A 21,987-nucleotide genomic window follows, 5' to 3' on the forward strand; every position below is an offset into this window, starting at 1 on the left:
CATGCTGCCGGGTGGACGAGGAATCGACGGTCTCGACCGGCTCGACATACGCCTCGTCGCGCTCCTGGGGTTGGCGCTCCTTCCGATCGGCGTCATCGCAATGGTTCAGACCTATCGCGTTATCGACAATGCCAACACGGTGGCGCGGTCGGCTTTGATCGGAGCGACGATCAACGCCGTCAACGAGGAACGTGAAGCGCTCGTTCAACTACGCGGCGCAGCCGAGATCGCCGCGGATCTCCTGCCATCGATTGTCGATGACGTTGACGATTGCTCGCTGCGGATGGACGACTTCGCCGAGCGTTTTGCCAACATTTCCTTCGCTGGCTATATCAATGCAGGCGGGATCGTCACCTGTGGATCGTCGGGTGTCGGCACCGATATTTCCCAACTCCCGATCTGGCAGCGTTTTCTGGAGGAGCGGACGACATTCTTTGCGTCGGTTAATGGCGTCATCAGTCGTCGACCTGTTGTCAGCGTTATCCAGCCGGTCAGTGTCGGCGGGGAGACAGTCGGGTATGTCGCACTTTCGGTGCCTCAGCAGCCGCTGCGTCTGCAGCCCGAAGAGCGGAATGCGATCCAGCCTCTCGGGACGATGACGCTATCCCGATCGGGGGATGTGCTCAGCCTTCTGAAGTCCGATGCGATTTCCGATCTCGAAACCTTTCTGCCGAATGACCGGGCCATCGTCGACCTTCTCGGCGACGAGCCCTTGGATTTCCAGGCGACCTCTCATTCGGGGGAACAGGTGATCTACACGATTGCGCCGATGATCCCGAACGAGATCTACGCGCTGTCGATCTGGCGTGCCTCGGCCGTGCGAACGGGTGGTCTGACCGCGGCAAGTGCTATCCTCTTTCCGCTTCTCATGTGGCTCGTCAGTATCGGGGTTGCGTATTTCGCGGTGCATCGTCTCGTCGTGCGCCACATTAGGCGTTTGCGTCTCAGGATCCGCGCCTTCACCACAACCCGGCGAATTCTGCCGTATCCGGACCCTGGATCCCTGCCCAGCGAATTGCGTGAGGTCGTCGAGTCCTTCGAGCAGTTGACCGAACGGATCGTGAGAGACGAGGCCGATCTGGAAAACAGCCTGCATGAGAAGGACGTACTGCTGAAGGAGGTCCATCACCGCGTAAAGAACAATCTGCAACTCATCTCCTCGATGATGAACATGCAGATGCGGAAAACGAACTCCAGCGAGATCAAGGCGCTGCTTCGACGACTCCAGGATCGCGTTCTCGGTCTCGCGACGATCCATCGTAATCTCTATCGTGCGGACGTGCTGTCGCGTGTCGACAGTGCCCAGCTGATATCGGACCTTGTCGACCAGATCGCGGACATGTCCGATCTTGCCAATCAGGGTGTCGATTTCGCCATAGATGTCGATCATGTTGCGCTCTACCCCGATCAGGCAGTACCGCTTTCGCTCCTTGTTACGGAAGCGCTCACCAATGCATTGAAATATGTCGGCACGCCGGAAGGATCCGACAGCCCTTGGATCGAACTCAAGCTTACCGAAACCGACGGGGTCGTCGACGTGAGATGCGCGAACTCGCTCGGCCGGCCCGTGAACGAGGAAGCAGACGGCATGTCCTCGGGTCTTGGAAGCCAGCTCATGACCGCTTTCGTGATGCAGCTTGACGGAGAGATCGAAATTCATCGAAGCGACGATCTTTATGCCGTCACGTTGAGTTTCCGGACCAGCAATTTCACGGATGAATTATGACGCCGCAACTGCTTCTGACAGCTGAGGAAGCCTATCCGGCGTTCGAGCGTGCGGCTCTTGGCGCGTCGGATCGCATCGTGATGGGCTTCCGGATCTTCGATCCGATGACCAAGCTGAGGTCCGAAGAAGCGTGCGAGATCGGTGATGATTGGGTCGACTTCATGGTTCATTTGCTCCGCAAGGGGATCGATATCGATCTGACCTTGTCGGACTTCGATCCGATCGTTTCGCCCGAGATGCATGAGTTGACATGGGCCTCGATTCGCAAGACCTGTGCGATCGCCGAGCTTGCGGGCGATGCGGGCAAGCGCCTGCAGGTCCGCGCGGACATGCACCCTGCGCGTGTCGGATGGATGACCGCGAGCATGCTCTGGCCCCGCGTCCGCAGCGAACTTACCGAGATCCGCGAGATCCTGAATGACCTTGATCCGGCAATTCGCCATGCGCGTTTCCGGGACTTGCCGGGCCTTACTTCGTGGCTGAAGCTCAACGACGACGGTTTCGTAGAGCAGTATGCGGGGGGACCGTTTCCTCTGCATCCCGTATCTCACCATCAAAAACTTGCCGTGATCGATGGTCGGATCCTCTATATCGGCGGTCTCGACCTCAATCCGCGTCGCTATGATACACCTCGTCACCATCGCCCGGGCGAAGAGACGTGGCACGACATCCAGCTCATGATCGAAGGTCCCGTCGCCGAGGCAGCCGAGGCCCATCTCAGGCGTTTCTCGGAAGCCAGTCGCGCAAAGGCCCCCCCACCCGAACAGCGTGACGGATTGCGGCTGACGATGTCGGTCGGACGCGAGGATCCAGTCGTTGCCTTCGGGCCCGAACCGACTTGCTCCGGGTTAAACGACGCACTGGTCGAAGGGGTCAGAAGCGCACGAAAGCTCCTGTATTTCGAGACGCAGTTCTTCCGCGATCAAGCGCTCGCGGAGATTATCGCCGAGGCCGGGCGGGCCGATCCCGATCTCGAGGTGCTCTTCATCCTCCCTGCCGCGCCCGAAGACGTAGCCTTCGACAATCGCACGAAGGTAGATGCGCGGTTCGGCGAATATCTCCAGGCCGCTTGCGTCGACAAGGTGAATGAGGCGTTCGGGGGCCGCGCCTTCTTCGCATCACCCGCCCAGCCCCGCGAAGCGCCGCTCGACAAACGCGATACACGCGCATGCTTTCATGGGTCGCCTTTGATCTATGTCCACGCGAAACTCGCTATCTTCGACCGGCGATCGGTGCTTGTTTCTTCGGCCAACATGAACAGCCGCTCGCTGCACTGGGATACCGAGGCTGGAGTGCTCGTCGAGGACGAGGAATTTGCAAGACACGCACTTGGCCGGGCGCTGGGCCACTGGTGTCGGGACCGTCAGCCCGACTTTGATGCCCCTCTCGTACCGCAGATCCGCGACCTTGCTGAAATCGACGCGGTGCGGCAGCCGGAGAACCGCGAGACGTATCTCCTGCCTTATGATGTAGAGGTCGCTCGCGAATTCGGAACCTATCTGCCCGGCATCCCCGACGAACTCGTCTGAGAGGAGGTGCCATGAGCGGTCAGCAGAATCGCCTGAGCGAGTATGAAACACGCGACGGCCTCCTTCGCAGGGTCGGGATCGAGGTGGAATTCGCTGGTATGACCGAAAGGGATGTCGCGCATCTCGTGGCCCAAACGCTTGGCGGAACGCCGAACCAGACCTCCGATTACGAATGGGAGATCGAGCAAACTGCGCTCGGCCGTATAGAGGTCCTTCTCGATACGGCGCTGCGGGACTGGTCGGATTCAGGGGCAAAGCGCATCGGGCTCGACATCGGGCGTGCGGTCATTCCGGTCGAATACATCACCGAGCCGCTCCGTCCTGCCAGGTTCGCGGATCTCGAACGCCTCAACGCGGCGCTTGCAGGGGCCGGTGCGATCGGAACTCAGAACGGCATCGCGCTCGGCTTCGGCGTTCATCTCAATGTCGCGTTGACCGGGACGAACATCTCGGACATTCTCCCCGTCGTGCAGGCGTTCGCCCTTATCGAGGATTGGCTACGATCCGAAATGGGGATCGACCCCGCGCGGCGCATCCTGCCCTTCGTAAATCCTTATCCAGCGGATCTCGTCGATGCGCTCGCCTCGCCAGAGGCGGATGGATGGTCCATCGACGACCTGCTGAAGGTGTACCTTGAACATGCCCCAAGCCGGAACCATGCCCTGGATCTACTTCCGATCCTGAAACATCTGGACGAAGATGCCGTCGTCGATGCAGTACCCGAGATGGCGCAAAAATCGGCACGCCCGGCTTGGCATTACCGTCTCCCAGATTGCCGGATCGACGATCCCGACTGGTCGATCTCCCTTGAATGGAGCCGATGGTGTGCTGTTGAACGCGTGGCAGCAGATCACGAGCTGCTTGGATCGCTCCGGGAAGCGTGGCGGGATTATCGCAGACATCTGCACGTTCCAGGGGGGTGGGCCAGTACCTCCGGAGACGTCATCCGGTCCTCTGGGGTCTTCCCATGAGGCGACCACTCATCGGCGTGACGACCTCACGAAAGTCGGGCTGGCGGATCTTTCCGCTCGTTGCCTTCAATCTATGGCTCGCCGGCGGCAGGGGCTTGCGCTGGGTGGCGGGCAAGCCGGCCGATCTTGACGATGTCGACGGCATCATCATCGGCGGGGGAGACGACATCTCACCTGACCTCTACGGTGGTCAGATCGTGTCGTCAGCACATTTCGACCCGGATCGCGATGCCATGGAGAGGTCGCTCGTCACCCATGCGCTGGAACGCCGGATGCCGGTCCTCGGGATCTGTCGCGGCTCGCAGATGATCAATGTCGCGCTGGGCGGGCGGCTTGAGCAGGATGCGTACGCGACCTACGAGAAGAGCGATCGGCACTGGACCATTCTTCCGAAGAAGCGGATCGACATCCTGCCCGGCACGCTGCTTGCACGTCAGGCAGGGACCGCACCGATGCGGGTCAACGCGTTGCATTCCCAATCTGTCTCGACGCTCGGCCGAGGTCTCAGAGTGGCCGCGCGTGATTCCGGTGGGATGATCCAGTCGATCGAAAGGATAGAGGCACCGTTCGCGCTCGGAATTCAGTGGCACCCCGAACATCTGTTTTACGCACATCGTCAGCGTGCGATCTTTCGCGCGCTGGTCAATGCCGCACGCGCCGCAACGGAGCGGCGCGATCAGATCGAAGCGGTAGAACGCGACGCGCCCTACTGATCGAACAGGGCGTGGCCCTGATCCGCCGTCCGACGATAGCGGGACAGGTCGATCCTGGATCCATCGTCGAGAAGGGCATGAGTGAAGGTCAGGGTGTCATCCAGTTCGAGGTCTTCGATCCGGCCAAGGGATCCGGCATCACCGAAGGCATCTATCCCAAGCCATTCCGTCACCTTCTCCATGTAAAGGACGCGCCCGGACCCGTCCGGAGAATGGGCCTGGTCGTCCGCAGCGGTTTCGTCGGGGATCGTCATGTCGGCTTGGACCGCCGCGAACATCAACGGCGAGAACGTATTGCCGAAAGGACCCACAATAAGTGGGGGCAGGGACGTGGTATCGCTTCCGGTATCCTCTACCTTGGGTGCACTGTCGAGCTCTTCCCGGGCCATGGCGAGGGGCCATCCATCCTCGGTGGGCAATCCGAAACGGTCCACGCTGACCAAGACCTCGTCGGCGTGAAACCATCCCCCAAGATCGAGGATCGCGTATCTAAGCTTCCATGTTTCCGGCATGAAATAGAGCTGACGGACTGGAAAGGCGGCCTCTTCGGTCTGAGCTTTGGCTTCGAGTAGTCTACGTGCGGACCATGCCATCGAATATCTCCTCTTCAATTGGCGAAACCCGAATCTCTGCTACAGGTTCCGGAACCCTGCTGGTCCAAATCCGTTAGGTCGTGTCGTAGAGGAGTTGCGTCGATGGATTTCGCATGGCTTATCCCGTTGCTGGCCCTGTTCACTATGTTGGCTTTTCTTGTATTCGCGCTTGTCAGCAAGCAGCGCGTAGAAGGTAAGCGGAAGAACGACGTATTGCCGTCGAGTCTTGCCATAGATGGCGACGAACGTGTCGCCAAGATGGACTGACCAGACGGCCATCTTGCCCGGAACTTTTTGACCCTGCCGGAGATTGTCCGGTCTGAGACATCGCGACTGAAAGGAACCCAGATGGTTGAGACAACGAAGCCGAATTCCCCGAATCCCTCGACCGAGGACCTGTCGCGTCAGATCGAGCTCCTGAAGACCGATATTGCCCGCCTGACGGAGACCATCTCGGAGATGGGTCGTGCCAAGGGGCGTACCTATGCTGATGAGGCGCGTCGTAGGGTGAACTCCGTCCGAGCCGATGCTGAACATCGTGCGAACGAAATGCGCGGACATGCCGAAGAAAAGATGGACGAGGTCGAGGCATACGTTCAGCAGAACCCGACTACCGCACTTGGCATTGCCGCGCTGGTAGGTGTCATTGTCGGCTTTATGACCCGCCGCTGATGTTCGCGAACTACATCCTCCGCGCGCAGCTTACCGCGAAGATGTTTGCCAGGCGGGCCGTTTACGGCACGCTTGGCACGATTCTGATCTTGATTGGCGTCATCTTCTTCGGCGCGGCTATCTGGATTTCTCTTGCCGACAGCTATGGCGCGATGAATGCGAACCTTATCGTGGGTGGAGCGTTCTTCGTCCTAGGATTGATTGTGCTGGTCATCGCCCGGATACCGCCGCGCATCGTACCCCGACATCAGGCTGCAGCCATGGCAGATCCGACGATCGGGACCGTTCCGCCCAGAGGGCCGTCTACCGTAATGACCACTGCAAGCATCGCCCAGGCTTTTGTCATCGGATTGACCGCCGCCCGCGCATTCGGTCGTCGGAACTGACCTGCCGCAAGGCGGCAATCAACATGTCCGAGGTAAAAGGCCGGGTGATGTGGACGCTCGGCTGCGGAAAGATTGAGCTCTCCACCTCTTCGTCGGAAATGGTCACGCTCCCCACGCCGCGTTCGTCAAGCGCACGCGCGAGCCGCATCATGCGCTCGCGCGTCGTTGTCCCTGACACGATGCAGAGCTCGATATGGTCCGGTTTGGAGAGAACCTCCTCAGCAGCCTCGATCGAACCGACCGTGACGGCGTCGAGACCCGGAAATTCGGTTTCCACCGTCTCGTGAATATCCGTTGCGACGAACGGAGACTTTTCGACAATGAGAATGCGTGTCATCGGCCTAAATCTTTGAACACATCGAGAAGCGATCGCCGTATATGCCGGATAGCAGATTTGGCAACCGCCTCGATTAAACTGTGACATGGCGCCCAAGGATTTTCGTATGGCTACAGATTGTCGGGACTGCCCCCTGCGCGCAATGCCCTGCTTCGAGAACCTTAGGGAGGACGAGCTTGCATTCATCTCCCAGTTCAAGGCCGGTGAGCTCGACGTGGCAGCGGGCACTCCTATCATGATCGAGCAATCGAAAAGCCCGCAATTGTTCACCGTCCTGCGTGGCATGGGGCTGCGTTACAAGACGCTTTCGGACGGTCGTCGGCAGGTGACGAACTTCATCATGCCGGGCGATCTGGTCGGGGTTCAGGGCGCGCTTCTTGACGGGCTCAGCTACTCCGTCGAAGCCACGACAGAGATGACCTTGTGCGTCTTTCGACGTTCCGAACTTTGGAAGCTCTTCCGTGCGCACCCCGAACGTGGCTTCGATCTGACGTGGCTCGTCTGCAAGGAAGAGCACTTCCTTGGAGAAGCTCTGACGACGGTCGGTCAGCGGTCTGCGCTCGAGCGGATTTCCTGGGCGCTCGTCCATATCCATGACCGTGCGCGCGAGCTGAGGCTCGTCGAGAACGGCATCCTGACCTTTCCTTTCCGGCAGCAGGATCTGGCAGACGCGCTGGGTCTTTCGCTGGTCCATACCAACAAGACGCTAGCCAAATTGCGCGAGCGGAACCTTGCGACCTGGTCAGAAGGCTTGCTGCGGATCAACGATCGCGAGACGTTGCGCGAGATTGCGATGATGGACGACAGCGCATCGTCGAAGCCTCGTCCACTGCTTTAATCATCGAGGATCCGGTCGGCGACGACCGCCTCGCGCGCCCCCGGAGGGCGTTCGCGTCCTACCGTACTGTCGTCGCGCGAGCGGAGCTCGAGTTCGGCGTTGAGCGAAGCTCCGAGAAGGACCGAAAATGCGCTGAGGTAAAGCCACATGAGCAAGGCGATTACCGCCCCGAGCGCTCCGTAGACCCGATTGTAGTTTCCGAAATTCCCGATGTAGTAGGAAAAGCCATACGAAATCAGGCCCCAGATCACGATTGCGACGATCGCTCCGGGGGTCAGCCAACCGGTTCGGGCCCACCTGCGGTTCGGCCCGAAGCGATAGATTACCCCCAGCGCCGCCACTACGACGAGGATCGCGACGAGCCAGCGGACCGATGCCAGAAGCAGCACGGTTATGGGCCCGAGCGGTAGGATGGCGAGGACGATCGGAAGTATGACGACACAAATCAGCGCGATCAGCGCAACGCCGATCAGCAGGAAGGTCACACCGAATGCCGCGGCGATCTGCCGCACGCCAGCGCGGTTCTTCTCTCCGTAAATCGCGTTCAACCCGCGAATAAGCGCCGCGACCCCGGCCCGGGAGGACCAGAGGGCCGTTGCGAGCGATATGATCGTAGTCCAGCCGAGCGTGCTTGAATTCGCGTTGATGAGCGAGGTGACCTGCGTTTCGAGGATTGAGAATGCATCGTTCGGCAGAAATCCCCTCAGCAGGTCGAGCTGGTCGGCAACCTCTACTGGATTGGCGACGAAGCCCCAGATGGCGATGATCGCCGCAACCGTCGGAAAGATCGCAAGCATTCCGTAAAAGGCGACGCCCGCCGAGATCAGCGCGAGATTGTTGTCGTTGAGGCCCAGCACCACGCCCCTGATCGCGCGCCACCACACCTTCCAATCCAACCGCGGCCCGAGGATCGTTGCCATCAGCCCGTTCCTTTCCACGGCATGGCGACGGCCGGATGGACGCGCCTACGAAAGACAGTCTAGCGCGGAACGACCCCGATTTGGTCCTCGGGCGAAGTTTTGCACAGGGCGATGCATTTTCGACGCGGGCGGGAGGTAAACGATCCGCTCGGCGGACCGCATTCTTGACGGTTGGCATCGGTGTCATGAATGCCTATTTTGGTTCCATGCCCGCGTCGTGGCATGACGGCGCATCGTCAAGGAGGACAATGTCCTGTCTCTCATCCAGAATGTGGCCGCATCCGCCATATCGGATTCGCACATGACGTCGCGGATCGACCGAACCGCGCTCGAGCCCGAGACGCTTCTCGCGCATATCCTTGCATCACTGGACGACGACAAGGCCGAAGACGTCGTACAGATCGACCTCCGCGGCAAGTCCGAGATGGCCGATTTCATGATCATTTGCTCGGGGCGTTCGTCCCGTCAGGTCGCCGCGATCAGCGAGAAGCTCGTCGACAGGCTCAAACAGGATCACGGTCGGTCGTCCAAGATTGAAGGGAAGGATGGCGGCGACTGGGTTCTGATCGATACGGGCGACGTGATCGTCCATGTCTTCCGACCCGAAGTGCGCGAATTCTACCAGCTCGAAAAGATGTGGCTTTCATCCGACGAGGCGTCGAAGCGCGCCTGAGTCCGACGTGAAGATCCACATCGTCGCGATGGGCCGGATCAGGTCCGGCCCCGAGCGCGCCCTGATCGACGATTATAGCGGCCGTTTCGACCGCACCGGTCGCCCGTTGTCTCTCGGCCCTTTGCATGAAATCGAGATCGATACCCGCAAGGCTCAGGGTGCCGCAGCCGAAGCCGATGCGCTGCGCCGCGCCGTTCCGGACGGCGCGTTGATCTGCGCACTGGACGAACGCGGCAAGAACCTCACATCACCCGATCTTGCCCAGACGATCTCGCGCTGGCGCGATGAAGGGCGGCCATCGGCCGCGTTCGTCATAGGAGGTGCCGACGGCCTGCATCCCGAATTTCGCGATGGCGCCGATCAGCTTCTCTCTCTCGGGCGCATGGTGTGGCCCCACATGCTCGCCCGTGTGATGCTGACCGAACAGCTCTACCGCGCGGCATCGATCCTGTCGGGATCTCCCTATCATCGGGACTAGGACGCTTTGACACTGCGATCTGCGGCGTTAGGGTCCGGCAGAACGAACGCCGTGGAAAGGTCCTTCCAGATGCCCGCACCGAAACCGGTCGTCCTTTGCATCCTCGATGGATGGGGGGCGAGCGACACGCGCGAGGCCAACGCCCCCGCCTTGGCCGACACGCCCAATTTCGACGCGATCCGCGATCATGGGCCGGTTGCCCGTCTCGTCACGCACGGGCCCGATGTCGGTCTGCCGAAGGGCCAGATGGGCAATTCCGAGGTCGGCCACACCAATATCGGCGCAGGCCGGGTCGTGGCGATGGATCTCGGCCAGATCGACCTTGCGATTGAGAATGGCAGCTTCGCGTCGAACGAGGCCCTTCAGAGCTTCATCTCGACCCTTTCCGAGACGGGCGGGACCGCGCATCTCATGGGTGTGGTGTCCGATGGCGGGGTCCATGGGCATCTTGACCATATTCTGTCCGCTGCCCACATCATCGCGGATGCAGGCGTGCCCGTCGTCATCCATGTGGTGACCGACGGGCGCGATGTCGCTCCGAAATCGGCGCTAGGCTTTCTCGAGACGCTGGAGCAAGGCCTTCCCGACGCCGCACGGATCGGCACCGTGACCGGGCGATACTATGCGATGGACCGAGACAATCGCTGGGAACGGGTCGAGACGGCTTATCGCGCCATGGTCGCGGCCGGGGGCGGACGGGCCGAGACCGCCCAGAACGCCGTCGAACAATCCTACGACGCCGGCAAGACCGACGAATTCGTCCCGGCGACGGTGATCGGCGACTACAGCGGGATGTCAGTGGATGACGGACTGTTCTGCCTGAACTTCCGCGCGGACCGCGCGCGCGAGATCCTTGCGGCGATCGCCGATCCCGATTTCGCGGGTTTCGATGTGGATGGTCGTCCGGCACTCGCCGCGCGCCTTGGCATGGTGGAATACAGCGACCGCCACAATGCCTGGTTCAAGACGGTCTTTCCGAAGCGCAAGCTCGTCAATACGCTCGGAGAGTGGGTGGCGAAGCAGGGTCTCAGGCAGTTCCGCGTGGCCGAGACCGAGAAATATCCCCACGTCACGTTCTTTCTCAACGGCGGCAAGGAAGACCCGGAGGAAGGCGAGGATCGCGCGATGCCGAAATCGCCGTCGGTCGCGACCTACGACCTGCAGCCCGAGATGTCGTCCGTCGAGGTGACCGACCGCTTCGTCGAGGCGATCGAGGCGGGATACGACCTGATCGTGTGCAATTATGCCAATCCCGACATGGTGGGGCATACCGGCGATCTCGACGCGGCGATCGCGGCCTGCGAGGCGGTGGATCGCGGTCTTGGCCGTGTTCTGGAAGCATTGAGAGAAGCCGGTGGAGCGATGATCGTGACCGCCGATCACGGCAATTGCGAGACGATGGTCGATCCGGCGACGGGCGGGCCGCATACGTCGCATACCCTCAACCTCGTTCCGGCAATCCTCGTCGGCGGCCCCGAGAATGCGCGGCTGAGGGATGGGCGGCTCGCCGATCTCGCGCCGACGCTGCTCGACCTCATGGGCCTGCCGCAACCCGAGGAGATGACCGGGCGGAGCCTGATCGAGGCATGAGCGAACGGAGCCGCCGCTTCGAGGCTTTCCGAACCAGGGGCGTCCGGGCACGGAATCGCGACAAGAATGTGATGCTCCTTGAGCCTTTCCGGGTCAAACGGGTGGTTCTTGGCGCGTCACGATGGGTATAAGGGTGCGTCGGGCGACATCGATCGACATGTCCGGCCCTTCGACCGCAGGCATCGCTCCCGACGGTCGGGAGCAGGACGATCCGGCGACAGGCCGCGCCGCAGCGCAGGAATAGGACGAGGCTCATGAAGAAATTCGCAATGGCCGCCATCGGCGGAGTGACGGCCGGGGTTCTCCTGACCACGCAGATCGCGGGACCGCTCCTCGCACAGGAGAACGAGAACCGCTCGAGCGTCTACGAGCAGCTCGACCTCTTCGGCGACATTTTCGAACGGATCCGCGCCCAGTACGTGACCGAGGTCGACGAGAGCGAGCTGATCGAGGCCGCGATCAACGGGATGCTGACCTCGCTCGACCCGCATTCGAGCTATCTTTCGCCCGACGACGCGGACCGGATGCGGACGCAGACCCGTGGGGAATTCGGCGGCCTCGGCATCGAGGTCACGCAGGAGGAAGGTTTCATCAAGGTCGTGTCGCCGATGGACGGCACGCCGGCCGACGACGCGGGCATCATGGCGGGCGACTTCATTACCCATGTCGATGGCGAATCGCTCCTCGGCCTGACGCTCGACGACGCGGTGGATCTGATGCGCGGGCCGGTCGGCTCCGAGATCATGGTCACCGTGGTGCGCGAGGGCGTCGACGAACCCTTCGATGTCTCGATCATCCGCGACACGATCGAACTCACGGCCGTGCGATCCCGGATCGAGGGCGACACCGTCGTGCTGCGCGTCATCACGTTCAGCGACCAGACCTATGAAAAGCTCGAGGAGCAGCTTCGCGAACAGGTCGAGGCCGCGGGCGGCATGGAGAACGTCAACGGCTTCGTCATCGACCTGCGCAACAATCCCGGCGGGTTGCTGAACCAGGCGATCGAGGTCAGCGATGCCTTCCTCGATGAGGGAGAGATCGTCTCGACGCGCGGCCGCGCGATGGAGGACAGCGACCGCTTCAACGCGACCGAGGGGGATCTTGCCGAAGGCAAGCCGATCGTCGTTCTCATCAATGGCGGATCGGCCAGCGCATCCGAAATCGTTGCCGGTGCGCTCCAGGATCATCGCCGCGCGATCGTGATCGGCACCAAGAGTTTCGGCAAGGGCTCGGTCCAGACCGTCATGCCGCTCAGGGGCGAGGGTGCGATGCGCCTGACGACCGCACGCTACTATACGCCTTCGGGGCGGTCGATCCAGGCGCTGGGCGTCTCGCCCGACATCGTGGTGCAGCAGCCGCCCGTCGATCCCAATTCCGAGGAGGAGGAAGACGACGCACGGTCGCCCTTCAGCCGCTCCGAGGCGGATCTGCGCGGCGCGCTCGAGAACGACTCGCTCGACGAGGACGAGCAGCGGATCATCCGCGAGGAACAGGAAGCCGCCGAGGAATCCGCGGCGCTCCGCGACGAGGATTACCAGCTCGCCTATGCGATCGACATCCTCAAGGGGCTCTCCGCGATGCGGACCGACGGTCAGTGAGCATGAGCGCCTCCGATCTACCCTACAGGCCCTGCGCGGGCGTGGTTCTCGTCAATGCCGACGGCCATGTCTTCGCGGGCCAGCGGATCGACCATGCCGGGGGGGCCTGGCAGATGCCGCAAGGCGGGATCGATGCCGGTGAGGATCCCCGTGCCGCGGCCCTTCGTGAGCTTGAAGAGGAAACTGGCGTGCCCGCCGAACTCGTGACGGTCGAGGCCGTGACCGACGACTGGATCCGATACGATCTCCCGGACGAGCTTCTGGGCAAGGTCTGGGGTGGCAAGTATCGCGGGCAGGAGCAGAAATGGTTCCTGTTCAGGTTCAAGGGTCGTGACGACGATATCGATATTGCGACCGATCATCCCGAATTCAGCGCCTGGAGCTGGGTCCAGCCGGACGAGCTTCTGGAGCAGATCGTGCCCTTCAAACGCGATGTCTACGAAGCCGTCTTCGCGGCGTTCCGCGACAATATCTGACCCGGACCCGGTCTCGACGTTTCGCGCGCGAAACATTCGAGGCCGGGTCGATCCCTCTCAGTTTCCGAAGATCCGACCGATCACGTCGTTGATGACGTCGCCGACGCTCGGTTGCGGGGCGGGTCCGATCTTGCGCGGCTCGCCGCTCTGCGCGCCGGTGACCTGACCGTCGTATTGCGGTGCGGGGGCTGCAATCTGCGGATCGGTCGTGCGTCCCTGCGGTACGATCATGGGCAGCGGATGCGCAGGCAGGCCTTCATGCACGCGGATCATGGTCTCGCGCCAGATCTCGGCGGGCAGGCCGCCGCCCGTCACGCCCGTCAGCGGCGTGTTGTCGTCGTAGCCCATCCAGACGCCAGTCACGTAATCGGCGGTGAAGCCAAGGAACCAGGCATCGCGCGCCGCTTGCGTGGTGCCGGTCTTGCCGGCGGCCTCGCGTCCCGGAAGCTTGGCGCGCTGACCGGTGCCGTTTTCGATCACCTGGTTCATCATCCAGGTGAGTTCGCGCGCGGCCCGTTCGGTGATGACCCGCTCGCCCAGACCGCCGGCCTGACCGATGAGCGGTTCGTCACTGGCCTGAAGCCGCAATTCCCGAAGCCCGTAGGGCTGCACCGAAGTGCCTCCGTTGAGGATTCCGGCATAGGCACCCGTCATTTCCAGCAATGTCGATTCGGACACGCCGAGGGCCAGCGCCGGACCATCCGCGAGATCCGAGGTGATGCCGAAATCGGACGCCACCTGCCGCACGCTCTCGCGCCCCACGGCTTCGGATATCTTGACGGCCGGCACGTTGCGGCTTTGCTCCAAAGCGGTGGCCATGGTCATCGGGCCCGCGAAATCGCGCGTATAGTTCGACGGCGACCATTCGCCGGAACCGGGGATCTCGAACGAGACCGGCTCGTCCAGGACCACGTCGTCGGGCGTGAACCCAAATTCGAGCGCGGTGGCGAACACGAACGGTTTGAAGGCCGATCCCGTCTGACGGTTGGCCATGACGGCGCGATTGAACTGCCCCGCGACGCCCTTGAACTTGCGCCCCCCCACCATGGCGCGCACGGCGCCGTCGGCGCTCATCACCACGATTGCGGCCTGCGCCTTGGATTCGGGGCTGACCTTCGTCTCGAAGATCTCCCGCAGGGCGGATTCCGCGGCGCGCTGGATCCGGGGGTCGAAGGTCGTGCTGAGAATCACGTCCTCGGTCGTCTTGGAGGTCAGGAAGTCGGGCGCGTCGCCCATGACCCAATCGGCGAAGTAGCCCCCCGCGCGTGCCTCGGCCGCGGCCGACAGCTCGGCGGGATTGGCCCGCGCGGCATCGGCTTCGGCCTGGGTGAGATAGCCCTCACGCTCCATGAGCCCGACGATGACATTGGCGCGGTTCTGGCTGCGCTCGATATCGTTGGTGGGCGCATATCGGGTGGGTGCCACCAGAAGGCCTGCCAGCATCGCGGCTTCCGCTGGGCTTACGTCGTTGGCCGACTTGCCGAAATACCGCTGGGCCGCGGCCTCGAAGCCACGCGTGCCCGCACCGAGATACGCGCGATTGAGATAGATCGTCAGGATCTCGTCCTTGGAATACTTGGCTTCCATGGCGAGCGCGAAGACGGCCTCTTTGGCCTTGCGCCAGAGCGAGCCGCGGCGGCAATCCTCCTCGTAGGCGGCCTCGCTCTCCCATTCGTCGGGATCGTAGGGAACGCCGAGGCAGAGGAGCTTGGCCGTCTGCTGCGTGATGGTCGACCCGCCATGCCCGGACAAGGCGCTGCGCCCCTCGCTCAGGTTGATGCGGATCGCGCCGGCGATGCCGCGCGGGCTGACCCCGAAATGGCTGTAGAACCGGCGATCCTCGGTCGAGATGATCGCGTTCCTGAGGTTCGGAGAGATCGTCTGTGCGTCGATCTGGCCGCCGAACTGCTCGCCCCGCCAGGCAAAGACCTCTCCGTCGCGATCGAGCATGGTGACCGATCCGCGCGCGCGCCCGTCGAGCAGGTCTCCCACCGGCGGAAGCGTTGAATAGAGATACCAGGTCGCCATCCCTAGGATCAGCGCCGCGACCACGACACCGCGCAGGACGAGCCCGAAGAACAGCCGCATGACGCTCCGGATGAGGCCTGCAACCCATCCGATCGGACCCTGTCGCCGCGCACGGGGTGTCCGGGTGCGGGTCTTCCGGGGCGTCTCCTTGGGGGTGCCGCGCGTCTGCCGTCGATGCGCCACGAGCGGGCGCTTGCCTTTGCCGGAGCTGGCCATGGCCCGGTCCTTCTTGTCTGACTGCTCTTTCGCGAGAGCATAGCGGCTAAGGTGGGTAACCGAAACGCGCTTGCAACATGCCGCGCGACTCTCTTTCGACCAATTTTTAATCACGCCAAACGTATTGTGCAAAAATTGTGCGTTTGATGCGTTTTCACCCATCCCTGTCGGGTGCCGAAGATTGATCCGGCCTCATCACCCCCGCTTTCTTGGGCGAGACAGGCCCGGGGGCGGGTCGCATCGCATAATCATCAGGGGACGACAGGGACGTGAAACTCATCATTGCAGCAATCAAGCCGTTCAAGCTCGAGGAGGTCCGTGAGGCGCTGACCGCCATCGGGGTACGCGGAATGATGGTGACCGAGATCAAGGGATTCGGATCGCAATCGGGGCATACCGAAATCTATCGCGGGGCTGAATACGCCGTGAACTTCGTGCCGAAGGTCAAGCTCGAGATCGTGGTGAGCGCGGAGATGGTCGATCAGGTCGTCGAGACGATCTCGACCACGGCCAAGACCGACAAGATCGGCGACGGCAAGATCTTCGTGCTCGACGTCGAGAGCGCGATGCGCGTGCGCACGGGCGAAACCAACGAAGACGCCATCTGAGCCGCCACGGGGAACAAGGGATTCAATCAAGATGACATTGACGACACGTATTTCTCTGAGTGCCGCGGCCGTGCTGATGCCGCTGGCCGCCGTCGCCCAGGAGGCGACCGAGACGGCCGAGGCCGCCGCCCCGGGCTTCGACCAGATCGGCCCCTACATCATGACGACGCTGCTGTTCCTCATCGGCGGCTTCCTCGTCTTCTGGATGGCGGCGGGCTTCGCCATGCTCGAGGCGGGCCTCGTGCGTTCGAAGAACACCGCGACCCAGCTCACCAAGAACATCGCGCTCTTCTCGATCGCGTCGCTCATGTACTGGCTGGTGGGCTTCAATCTGATGTATCCGGGTGATGGATGGATCGTTGCGGGCTATCTCGGCACGCTCTTCTCGCCGGCCGTGCTCGAACCCGTGGGCCTCGCGGCCGATGCGGCCGCGCTCGACTACGCATCGGTCGCTTCCGACTTCTTCTTCCAGCTCATGTTCTGCGCCACCACCGCGTCGATCGTGTCGGGTACGCTTGCCGAGCGCATCAAGCTCTGGCCGTTCCTGGTCTTCGTCGTGGTACTGACCGGCTTCATCTATCCGATCGAGGCATCCTGGCAGTGGGGCGGCGGCTGGCTGAGCGAGCTTGGCTTCTCGGACTTCGCGGGCTCGACCCTCGTGCATGCGGCCGGCGGCTTCGCGGCTCTCGCCGGGGCGATCGTGCTCGGTGCCCGGGTCGGCAAGTTCGGCAAGGACGGCCGCGTCGTGCCGATCCCCGGCTCGAACCTGCCCCTCGCCACGCTCGGCACGTTCATCCTGTGGCTCGGCTGGTTCGGCTTCAACGGCGGCTCGCAGCTCGCCGCCGGAACCGTGGGCGACATCACCGATGTCGGCCGGATCTTCGCCAACACCAACATGGCGGCCTCGGCCGGCGCGGTTGCGGCACTCATCCTGTCGCAGGTCTCCTTCGGCAAGATCGACCTTACCATGGTTCTGAACGGCGCGCTTGCGGGCCTCGTCTCGATCACCGCGGGGCCGCTCGACCCGTCGCTCTTCGGGGCGCTCTGGATCGGTGCGATCGGCGGCGTCATCGTGGTCTACACCATCCCGCTGCTCGACAAGCTCAAGATCGACGATGTGGTGGGCGCGATCCCCGTGCACCTCATCGCGGGCTTCTGGGGCACCATGGCCGTGCCGTTCTATACCGAAGGCACCAGCTTCGTGACGCAGTTCATCGGCTTTGCCTCGATCGGCATCTTCGTCTTCGTGGTCAGCATGGTCGTCTGGCTGATCCTCAAGGCGGTGATGGGCCTGCGCGTCAGCGAAGAGGCCGAGATCGCGGGGCTCGACGTCAGCGAGCTGGGCATGGAGGCCTATCCGGAATTCACCAGGGGTTGATCCTCCTCCCGAACCTTCTGGTGAAGACGACCCCGGCGCGTTCCTCTCCCCGCGCCGGGGTTGGTGTTTTCAGGGCGGCGCGGTCGCGATCATCGGGACGATCGCGCCGCCCTTCACGTCTCGCGGTGGCCCCATGGCCCGAAAGCCGAGACGTCGATAGGCCGCGATGGCCCGCGCATTCTCCGGGTGCGGATCGGTGACGATCGCCGGACTGCCAGCATCGAAAAGCGCCTGCATCCGCCGCGCGACAAAGGCCGGCCCATGCCCCTGTCCAAGCATTTCAGGCACTCCGATGAACTGGTCGATGCCGCGCGTGCCGTCGGGCAGATCCTGCCAATGGGCGGCGGGCCATGCGGAGGTCGCGTAATCCTGAATGTAGGCAAAGGGCTGGTCCGCGTAATGCACGATCCATTGCGCGAGCCGCGGATCGGTGAGTTCATCCGCGTTAAAGGGATCGCTTTGATCCCACCAGCGCGACACCTCGGGCGTCGCAAGCCAGAGGCGCAGCATCGGAAGATCGTCGAGCCGGGCCGCCCTGAAACGGTAGCTGCCCGGCGCGGCCATCCTCGCCTTTTTCCTCAGAGACCTGCGTCGATCATCGCGGCGGCGAGGATCGGCACCGTGCGGGCGTTCAGGCCTGCAATGTTGATGCGGCTGTCGCCCACCATATAGATGCCGTGATCGCGCCGCATCGCCTCGACCTGGTCTGGCGTCGCGCCCAGTCGTGAGAACATGCCTCGATGGTCCGCGATGAAGTCGAACCGGTCGGAATTGGACCTCTGGCGCAGCTCGTCGGCCAGTTGCCGGCGGAGCGACAGCATCCCCTGCCGCATCGTCTCGAGTTCATCCTGCCAATCGGCACGCAGTGTGTCGTCGGTCAGAACCATTGTGACGAGGCGGGCACCGTGATCGGGCGGAAAGCTGTAATTCTGGCGGTTGAGATGCGACAGCGTTCCCTGGGCGCGCTTCGCGGCATCCCCATCGGGTGCGATGGCGATCAGAAGGCCTGCGCGCTCGCGGTAGATTCCGAAATTCTTCGAGCAACTCGCCGCGATCAGCATCTGCGGCAGCCGTGCCGCCAGGCGGCGCAGCCCGGCCGCATCCGCATCGAGCCCGTCGCCGAAGCCCTGATATGCGATGTCGATGAAGGGAATCGCGCCGGTCCGCTCGATCAGATCGGCGATCTTGTCCCATTGCCCAAGCGTGAGGTTCGCACCGGTCGGGTTATGGCAGCACCCGTGCAGCAGGACCAGATCGCCCTGCGCCATTCCGGCCAGATCGGCGCACATTCCATCTAAATCGACATGCCCGGTTGCATTGTCGAAATAGCGATAGGCCTGCATTCCAAGAGAGAGATGGTTGATGATCGACAGGTGATTGGGCCAGGTCGGATCCGACACCCAGATCCGCGCATCGGGCGCAGCCATCCGCATGAGCTCAAGCGCTTGTCGCACGGCCCCGGTACCGCCGGGCGTGGCGATCGCGGCCCGGCGGTCGGGTGCCACGGCGTCGCCCAGGATCAGATCGCCGAGCGCGCGGGCATAGTCCGGGTCGCCCGCGAGGCCGGTATAGGATTTCGTCGTCTCGGCGCGCCAGAGACGCTGTTCGGCCTCCTTCACGGCGGCCATGATCGGCGTGCGGCCTTCCGCGTCGCGAAAGACGCCGACGCCGAGGTCGATCTTGTCCTCGCGAGGATCCTCGCGGAAGGCCTGCATGAGCATCAGGATCTTGTCGGCAGGCTGTTCCTTGAGATGGCTCAGCATCATGCGTCTCCGGTGGCGATTGGAAGGTCTTCGCGTGCGCCCCATTCGGCCCAGGATCCGTCGTAGAGCGACCAGTCGGCATGACCGACCCGCGCGAGAGCCAGCGACAGGATCGCCGCCGTCACGCCCGATCCGCAGGAGGTGACGATGGACCGTTCGAGATCGACGCCGGCCCCGGCGAAGGCCGCGCGCAGATCGTCGTCGCCCTTCATCGTGCCGTCGGGGTTCAGCACCTGCGCGAAGGGAAGGTTGCGCGCGCCCGGAATATGGCCCGCACGCAGGCCGGGTCGCGGCTCGGAGGTTTCGCCGCGAAACCTCGATGCGGCGCGGGCATCGACGATCTGCGCCGTTCCGGTCGTGATGGCACCCGCATCGCGGACGAGGGAGGGATCCGGGTCGGCGGTGAAACGGGCCTGCGTGATTTCGGGGGGCATGTCCTCGACCGGGTAGCCCTCGGCGCGCCATTTCGGCAATCCGCCGTCGAGCACGGCCACGTCACGCTTGCCCATGAGGCGGAAGAGCCACCATCCGCGCGCGGCCGAAAAGAGGCCGGCGCCGTCGTAGATCACCACGCGGTCGCCGTCGCCGATGCCCATGGCACCGATATGCTCGGCGAAGGTTTCGGGCGACGGGGCCATGTGGGGCAAGTCGGAGGCCGTGTCGGAGACCGCATCGATGTCGAGGAAGACCGCGCCGGGAATATGCCCTGCCTCGTATTCGGCGCGGGCATCGCGATCGGCGTCGGGCAGGTACCAGCTCGCATCGACGAGCTTGAGGTCGGGATCGCCGAGATGGGCTGCGAGCCATTCGGTCGAGACCAGCGTTTCGGGATCGTCGCGCATCGGGGCACCTCCTCGCATCCGGCATGCGAGATCCGGCTTACCGCGAGCGCGCCGCGGCGGCAACGACTGCCACACGCATCGAGCTTATCCGGATTCCTTGAGAAGGCGCTGCTTCTGCCGCTGCCAGTCGCGTTTGGCGGCGGTTTCGCGCTTGTCGGGGGCCTTCTTGCCCTTGGCGATGCCGATCTTGAGCTTGGCCACGCCGCGATGGTTGAAATAGAGCACGAGCGGGACGAGCGTCATGCCCTTGCGCTGTGTCTCGGACCAGAGATTGGCGAGCTCGCGGCTGTTGGCGAGGAGCTTGCGCCGGCGGCGATCCTCGTGGCCGAACATGGCCGGATTGTAGGGCGCAATGTAGGAGTTGACGAGCCAGAGCTCGCCATCCTCGACGGAGGCATAGCTCTCGGCGATGTTGGATTGCCCGGTCCTGAGCGACTTCACCTCGGAGCCTTGCAGCACGATACCGCATTCGAGATCGCTTTCGATCGCGTAATCGTACCGTGCGCGCCGGTTCTCGGCGATGATCTTGTAGTTCGGATTGTCCTTGGGTTTGGCCATGCCGGTGCAGATAGGCGCGGCAGCGCGCTCTGTCCAGCGGTGAGGCGGGGCGGGTGGTGCCGTAGAGGGGCCCCGCGGATCAGGTCCGGGGGGCCGGAGGCTGCGTCACAGAAGGTCGAGCGCGGCCATCGTGTCCTTCATCAGAAGCTTGGTGCCTTCGCTCAGACCCACCAGCGGAAGGCGTACTTCCTCGCGGCAGCGACCGAGCAGCGAGAGCCCGTATTTCGCGGCGACGAGGCCCGGTTCGGTGAATACGGCCTGATGGAGCGGCAGGAGGCGATCCTGAAGCTCCAGCGCGCGGGCCCAGTCGCCCGAGAGAGTGGCATGCTGGAACTCGGCGCAGAGTCTCGGAGCGACGTTCGCGGTCACGCTGATGCAGCCCACGCCGCCATGCGCGTTGAAGCCGAGCGCGCTGGCATCCTCACCCGAAAGCTGGACGAAGTCGGGACCGCAGAGCGCGCGCTGCTCGCTTACCCGAACGACGTCGCCGGTGCTGTCCTTCACGCCGACAATGCGCGGAAGCTCGGCCAGGCGGGCCATCGTGGCGGGCGTCATGTCGACGACCGACCGGCCGGGGATGTTGTAGATGACGATGGGCAGCTCGGCCGCGTCGTGGATCGCGCGGAAGTGCTCGTAGAGGCCATCCTGCGTCGGCTTGTTGTAATAGGGCGTGACGACCAGCGCGGCATCGGCACCAATCTCCTTCGCGTGGCGAATGAGGCCCATACCCTCGATCGTGTTGTTCGATCCGCAACCCGCGATGACGGGCACGCGACCCCTGGCGGCGCGCACGACCGCGGCGATCGTCTCCTCGTGCTCGGCATGGCTGAGCGTCGGCGTCTCGCCGGTCGTGCCGACGGGAACGAGGCCGTCTGTGCCCTCGTCCACGTGCCAGTCCACGAGACGTTTCAGGGCATCGAGGTCCAGCGCACCGTCCTTGAACGGCGTGACCATGGCGACGTAGGAGCCCTTGAACATCTCGAAATCCTTCTTCCTGACGCATGCGCTGGGCCCGCCTCGGAGCCCGCACGCACCCTATCCGCGCCGCCCGGCATTGCCAAGTTCGTGAGTTGGCCCATCGGCGCGCTTTGCGT

General features: G+C 63.2%; 24 protein-coding genes. 15 read left to right on the forward strand and 9 right to left on the reverse strand.

Annotated features, from left to right (window positions below; translation table 11 throughout):
• Position 1 precedes the first annotated feature (1 nt).
• From RVY76_RS13350 to RVY76_RS13365, 4 genes are read left to right on the forward strand one after another with little or no spacing between them, the layout of a single operon-like run.
• Positions 2 to 1,726 (forward strand): sensor histidine kinase, encoded by a 1,725-nt coding sequence (locus RVY76_RS13350; protein ID WP_317374632.1) that lies wholly within the window; start codon positions 2 to 4, stop codon positions 1,724 to 1,726.
• The gene (locus tag RVY76_RS13355; protein WP_317374633.1) at positions 1,723 to 3,255 is read left to right on the forward strand and encodes a phospholipase D-like domain-containing protein; all 1,533 of its coding nucleotides are present in this window, start codon (positions 1,723 to 1,725) and stop codon (positions 3,253 to 3,255) included. The genes RVY76_RS13350 and RVY76_RS13355 overlap by 4 nt, the downstream gene beginning before the upstream one ends.
• Before the next feature lie 11 nt (positions 3,256 to 3,266).
• Complete coding sequence (locus RVY76_RS13360; RefSeq protein ID WP_317374634.1) at positions 3,267 to 4,226, forward strand: amidoligase family protein; 960 nt, start codon at positions 3,267 to 3,269, stop codon at positions 4,224 to 4,226.
• Complete coding sequence (locus RVY76_RS13365; protein WP_317374636.1) at positions 4,223 to 4,939, forward strand: gamma-glutamyl-gamma-aminobutyrate hydrolase family protein; 717 nt, start codon at positions 4,223 to 4,225, stop codon at positions 4,937 to 4,939. Before RVY76_RS13360 ends, RVY76_RS13365 begins: the two co-directional genes overlap by 4 nt.
• Here the strand turns inward: RVY76_RS13365 and RVY76_RS13370 are convergent.
• Positions 4,933 to 5,532, reverse strand: a complete 600-nt coding sequence (locus tag RVY76_RS13370) for a hypothetical protein (RefSeq protein ID WP_317374637.1) — start codon at positions 5,530 to 5,532, stop codon at positions 4,933 to 4,935. The genes RVY76_RS13365 and RVY76_RS13370 overlap by 7 nt on opposite strands.
• A gap of 102 nt (positions 5,533 to 5,634) precedes the next feature.
• Between RVY76_RS13370 and RVY76_RS13375 the strand changes: the two genes are divergently transcribed.
• The 3 genes from RVY76_RS13375 to RVY76_RS13385 all read left to right on the forward strand — a co-directional run bounded on the left by RVY76_RS13375 (position 5,635) and on the right by RVY76_RS13385 (position 6,590).
• On the forward strand, positions 5,635 to 5,799 hold the full coding sequence (locus RVY76_RS13375) for a hypothetical protein (RefSeq protein ID WP_317374638.1): 165 nt from the start codon (positions 5,635 to 5,637) through the stop codon (positions 5,797 to 5,799).
• 81 nt (positions 5,800 to 5,880) lie between these two features.
• Positions 5,881 to 6,204, forward strand: a complete 324-nt coding sequence (locus RVY76_RS13380; RefSeq protein WP_317374639.1) for a hypothetical protein — start codon at positions 5,881 to 5,883, stop codon at positions 6,202 to 6,204.
• On the forward strand, positions 6,204 to 6,590 hold the full coding sequence (locus RVY76_RS13385; protein ID WP_317374641.1) for a hypothetical protein: 387 nt from the start codon (positions 6,204 to 6,206) through the stop codon (positions 6,588 to 6,590). The genes RVY76_RS13380 and RVY76_RS13385 overlap by 1 nt, the downstream gene beginning before the upstream one ends.
• On the opposite strand, the gene RVY76_RS13390 is transcribed toward RVY76_RS13385, so the two are convergent.
• Positions 6,547 to 6,927: a hypothetical protein gene (locus tag RVY76_RS13390; protein ID WP_317374642.1), complete on the reverse strand. Its 381-nt coding sequence runs from the start codon at positions 6,925 to 6,927 to the stop codon at positions 6,547 to 6,549. The two genes, RVY76_RS13385 and RVY76_RS13390, sit on opposite strands and share 44 nt — an antisense overlap.
• A 106-nt stretch (positions 6,928 to 7,033) precedes the next feature.
• Between RVY76_RS13390 and RVY76_RS13395 the strand changes: the two genes are divergently transcribed.
• On the forward strand, positions 7,034 to 7,765 hold the full coding sequence (locus RVY76_RS13395; RefSeq protein ID WP_317374643.1) for a Crp/Fnr family transcriptional regulator: 732 nt from the start codon (positions 7,034 to 7,036) through the stop codon (positions 7,763 to 7,765).
• Here the strand turns inward: RVY76_RS13395 and RVY76_RS13400 are convergent.
• On the reverse strand, positions 7,762 to 8,685 hold the full coding sequence (locus RVY76_RS13400; protein WP_317374644.1) for a YihY/virulence factor BrkB family protein: 924 nt from the start codon (positions 8,683 to 8,685) through the stop codon (positions 7,762 to 7,764). The two genes, RVY76_RS13395 and RVY76_RS13400, sit on opposite strands and share 4 nt — an antisense overlap.
• 301 nt (positions 8,686 to 8,986) lie before the next feature.
• Here RVY76_RS13400 and rsfS point away from each other — a divergent pair, with 301 nt between their 5' ends.
• The 5 genes from rsfS (at position 8,987) to RVY76_RS13425 (ending at position 13,500) form a co-directional block, all read left to right on the forward strand.
• Positions 8,987 to 9,358: a ribosome silencing factor gene (gene rsfS, locus RVY76_RS13405; RefSeq protein WP_317374645.1), complete on the forward strand. Its 372-nt coding sequence runs from the start codon at positions 8,987 to 8,989 to the stop codon at positions 9,356 to 9,358.
• A gap of 7 nt (positions 9,359 to 9,365) precedes the next feature.
• Entirely contained in the window at positions 9,366 to 9,836 is a 471-nt protein-coding gene (rlmH, locus tag RVY76_RS13410) for a 23S rRNA (pseudouridine(1915)-N(3))-methyltransferase RlmH (protein ID WP_317374646.1), read from the forward strand.
• A gap of 69 nt (positions 9,837 to 9,905) precedes the next feature.
• On the forward strand, positions 9,906 to 11,426 hold the full coding sequence (gene gpmI / locus RVY76_RS13415; RefSeq protein WP_317374647.1) for a 2,3-bisphosphoglycerate-independent phosphoglycerate mutase: 1,521 nt from the start codon (positions 9,906 to 9,908) through the stop codon (positions 11,424 to 11,426).
• 254 nt (positions 11,427 to 11,680) lie between these two features.
• On the forward strand, positions 11,681 to 13,024 hold the full coding sequence (locus tag RVY76_RS13420; RefSeq protein ID WP_317374648.1) for a S41 family peptidase: 1,344 nt from the start codon (positions 11,681 to 11,683) through the stop codon (positions 13,022 to 13,024).
• Positions 13,025 to 13,026: 2 nt separating this feature from the next.
• Positions 13,027 to 13,500, forward strand: a complete 474-nt coding sequence (locus RVY76_RS13425) for an RNA pyrophosphohydrolase (protein ID WP_317374649.1) — start codon at positions 13,027 to 13,029, stop codon at positions 13,498 to 13,500.
• A gap of 57 nt (positions 13,501 to 13,557) precedes the next feature.
• On the opposite strand, the gene RVY76_RS13430 is transcribed toward RVY76_RS13425, so the two are convergent.
• On the reverse strand, positions 13,558 to 15,744 hold the full coding sequence (locus RVY76_RS13430) for a PBP1A family penicillin-binding protein (protein ID WP_317374651.1): 2,187 nt from the start codon (positions 15,742 to 15,744) through the stop codon (positions 13,558 to 13,560).
• A 269-nt stretch (positions 15,745 to 16,013) separates the two neighbouring features.
• On the opposite strand from RVY76_RS13430, the gene RVY76_RS13435 reads away from it, so the two are divergent.
• Both RVY76_RS13435 and RVY76_RS13440 read left to right on the forward strand, forming a co-directional pair.
• Positions 16,014 to 16,352, forward strand: a complete 339-nt coding sequence (locus tag RVY76_RS13435) for a P-II family nitrogen regulator (protein ID WP_317374652.1) — start codon at positions 16,014 to 16,016, stop codon at positions 16,350 to 16,352.
• Positions 16,353 to 16,383: 31 nt separating this feature from the next.
• Positions 16,384 to 17,730, forward strand: coding sequence for an ammonium transporter (locus RVY76_RS13440; RefSeq protein WP_317374653.1), 1,347 nt, complete (start codon positions 16,384 to 16,386; stop codon positions 17,728 to 17,730).
• Between the two features lie 69 nt (positions 17,731 to 17,799).
• On the opposite strand, the gene RVY76_RS13445 is transcribed toward RVY76_RS13440, so the two are convergent.
• From RVY76_RS13445 to dapA, 5 genes are all read right to left on the reverse strand, one after another.
• Complete coding sequence (locus RVY76_RS13445) at positions 17,800 to 18,294, reverse strand: GNAT family N-acetyltransferase (RefSeq protein ID WP_317374655.1); 495 nt, start codon at positions 18,292 to 18,294, stop codon at positions 17,800 to 17,802.
• Between the two features lie 14 nt (positions 18,295 to 18,308).
• Positions 18,309 to 19,493, reverse strand: coding sequence for an amino acid aminotransferase (locus RVY76_RS13450; protein ID WP_317376773.1), 1,185 nt, complete (start codon positions 19,491 to 19,493; stop codon positions 18,309 to 18,311).
• Positions 19,493 to 20,335 (reverse strand): 3-mercaptopyruvate sulfurtransferase, encoded by an 843-nt coding sequence (gene sseA / locus RVY76_RS13455; protein WP_317374657.1) that lies wholly within the window; start codon positions 20,333 to 20,335, stop codon positions 19,493 to 19,495. Before sseA ends, RVY76_RS13450 begins: the two co-directional genes overlap by 1 nt.
• An 84-nt stretch (positions 20,336 to 20,419) precedes the next feature.
• Positions 20,420 to 20,893, reverse strand: coding sequence for an SsrA-binding protein SmpB (smpB, locus tag RVY76_RS13460; RefSeq protein WP_317374658.1), 474 nt, complete (start codon positions 20,891 to 20,893; stop codon positions 20,420 to 20,422).
• A 105-nt stretch (positions 20,894 to 20,998) separates the two neighbouring features.
• Complete coding sequence (dapA, locus tag RVY76_RS13465) at positions 20,999 to 21,871, reverse strand: 4-hydroxy-tetrahydrodipicolinate synthase (RefSeq protein ID WP_317374660.1); 873 nt, start codon at positions 21,869 to 21,871, stop codon at positions 20,999 to 21,001.
• Between the last annotated feature and the right edge of the window lie 116 nt (positions 21,872 to 21,987).

It is taken from the genome of Palleronia sp. LCG004, from assembly GCF_032931615.1.
GTDB lineage: Bacteria > Pseudomonadota > Alphaproteobacteria > Rhodobacterales > Rhodobacteraceae > Palleronia.

Excerpts from the sequence above, each read along its gene's own strand:
- RVY76_RS13385 (WP_317374641.1), top strand. The coding sequence starts at position 6,204 with ATGTTCGCGAACTACATCCTCCGCGCGCAGCTTACCGCGAAGATGTTT.
- RVY76_RS13380 (WP_317374639.1), top strand. The coding sequence starts at position 5,881 with ATGGTTGAGACAACGAAGCCGAATTCCCCGAATCCCTCGACCGAGGAC.
- RVY76_RS13400 (WP_317374644.1), bottom strand. The coding sequence starts at position 8,685 with ATGGCAACGATCCTCGGGCCGCGGTTGGATTGGAAGGTGTGGTGGCGC.
- RVY76_RS13445 (WP_317374655.1), bottom strand. The coding sequence starts at position 18,294 with ATGGCCGCGCCGGGCAGCTACCGTTTCAGGGCGGCCCGGCTCGACGAT.
- RVY76_RS13440 (WP_317374653.1), top strand. The coding sequence starts at position 16,384 with ATGACATTGACGACACGTATTTCTCTGAGTGCCGCGGCCGTGCTGATG.
- dapA (WP_317374660.1), bottom strand. The coding sequence starts at position 21,871 with ATGTTCAAGGGCTCCTACGTCGCCATGGTCACGCCGTTCAAGGACGGT.
- sseA (WP_317374657.1), bottom strand. The coding sequence starts at position 20,335 with ATGCGCGACGATCCCGAAACGCTGGTCTCGACCGAATGGCTCGCAGCC.
- RVY76_RS13360 (WP_317374634.1), top strand. The coding sequence starts at position 3,267 with ATGAGCGGTCAGCAGAATCGCCTGAGCGAGTATGAAACACGCGACGGC.
- RVY76_RS13350 (WP_317374632.1), top strand. The coding sequence starts at position 2 with ATGCTGCCGGGTGGACGAGGAATCGACGGTCTCGACCGGCTCGACATA.
- RVY76_RS13450 (WP_317376773.1), bottom strand. The coding sequence starts at position 19,493 with ATGCTGAGCCATCTCAAGGAACAGCCTGCCGACAAGATCCTGATGCTC.
- RVY76_RS13355 (WP_317374633.1), top strand. The coding sequence starts at position 1,723 with ATGACGCCGCAACTGCTTCTGACAGCTGAGGAAGCCTATCCGGCGTTC.
- RVY76_RS13370 (WP_317374637.1), bottom strand. The coding sequence starts at position 5,532 with ATGGCATGGTCCGCACGTAGACTACTCGAAGCCAAAGCTCAGACCGAA.
- smpB (WP_317374658.1), bottom strand. The coding sequence starts at position 20,893 with ATGGCCAAACCCAAGGACAATCCGAACTACAAGATCATCGCCGAGAAC.
- rsfS (WP_317374645.1), top strand. The coding sequence starts at position 8,987 with ATGACGTCGCGGATCGACCGAACCGCGCTCGAGCCCGAGACGCTTCTC.
- RVY76_RS13430 (WP_317374651.1), bottom strand. The coding sequence starts at position 15,744 with ATGGCCAGCTCCGGCAAAGGCAAGCGCCCGCTCGTGGCGCATCGACGG.
- RVY76_RS13375 (WP_317374638.1), top strand. The coding sequence starts at position 5,635 with ATGGATTTCGCATGGCTTATCCCGTTGCTGGCCCTGTTCACTATGTTG.
- RVY76_RS13395 (WP_317374643.1), top strand. The coding sequence starts at position 7,034 with ATGGCTACAGATTGTCGGGACTGCCCCCTGCGCGCAATGCCCTGCTTC.
- RVY76_RS13420 (WP_317374648.1), top strand. The coding sequence starts at position 11,681 with ATGAAGAAATTCGCAATGGCCGCCATCGGCGGAGTGACGGCCGGGGTT.
- RVY76_RS13365 (WP_317374636.1), top strand. The coding sequence starts at position 4,223 with ATGAGGCGACCACTCATCGGCGTGACGACCTCACGAAAGTCGGGCTGG.
- gpmI (WP_317374647.1), top strand. The coding sequence starts at position 9,906 with ATGCCCGCACCGAAACCGGTCGTCCTTTGCATCCTCGATGGATGGGGG.
- RVY76_RS13425 (WP_317374649.1), top strand. The coding sequence starts at position 13,027 with ATGAGCGCCTCCGATCTACCCTACAGGCCCTGCGCGGGCGTGGTTCTC.
- RVY76_RS13390 (WP_317374642.1), bottom strand. The coding sequence starts at position 6,927 with ATGACACGCATTCTCATTGTCGAAAAGTCTCCGTTCGTCGCAACGGAT.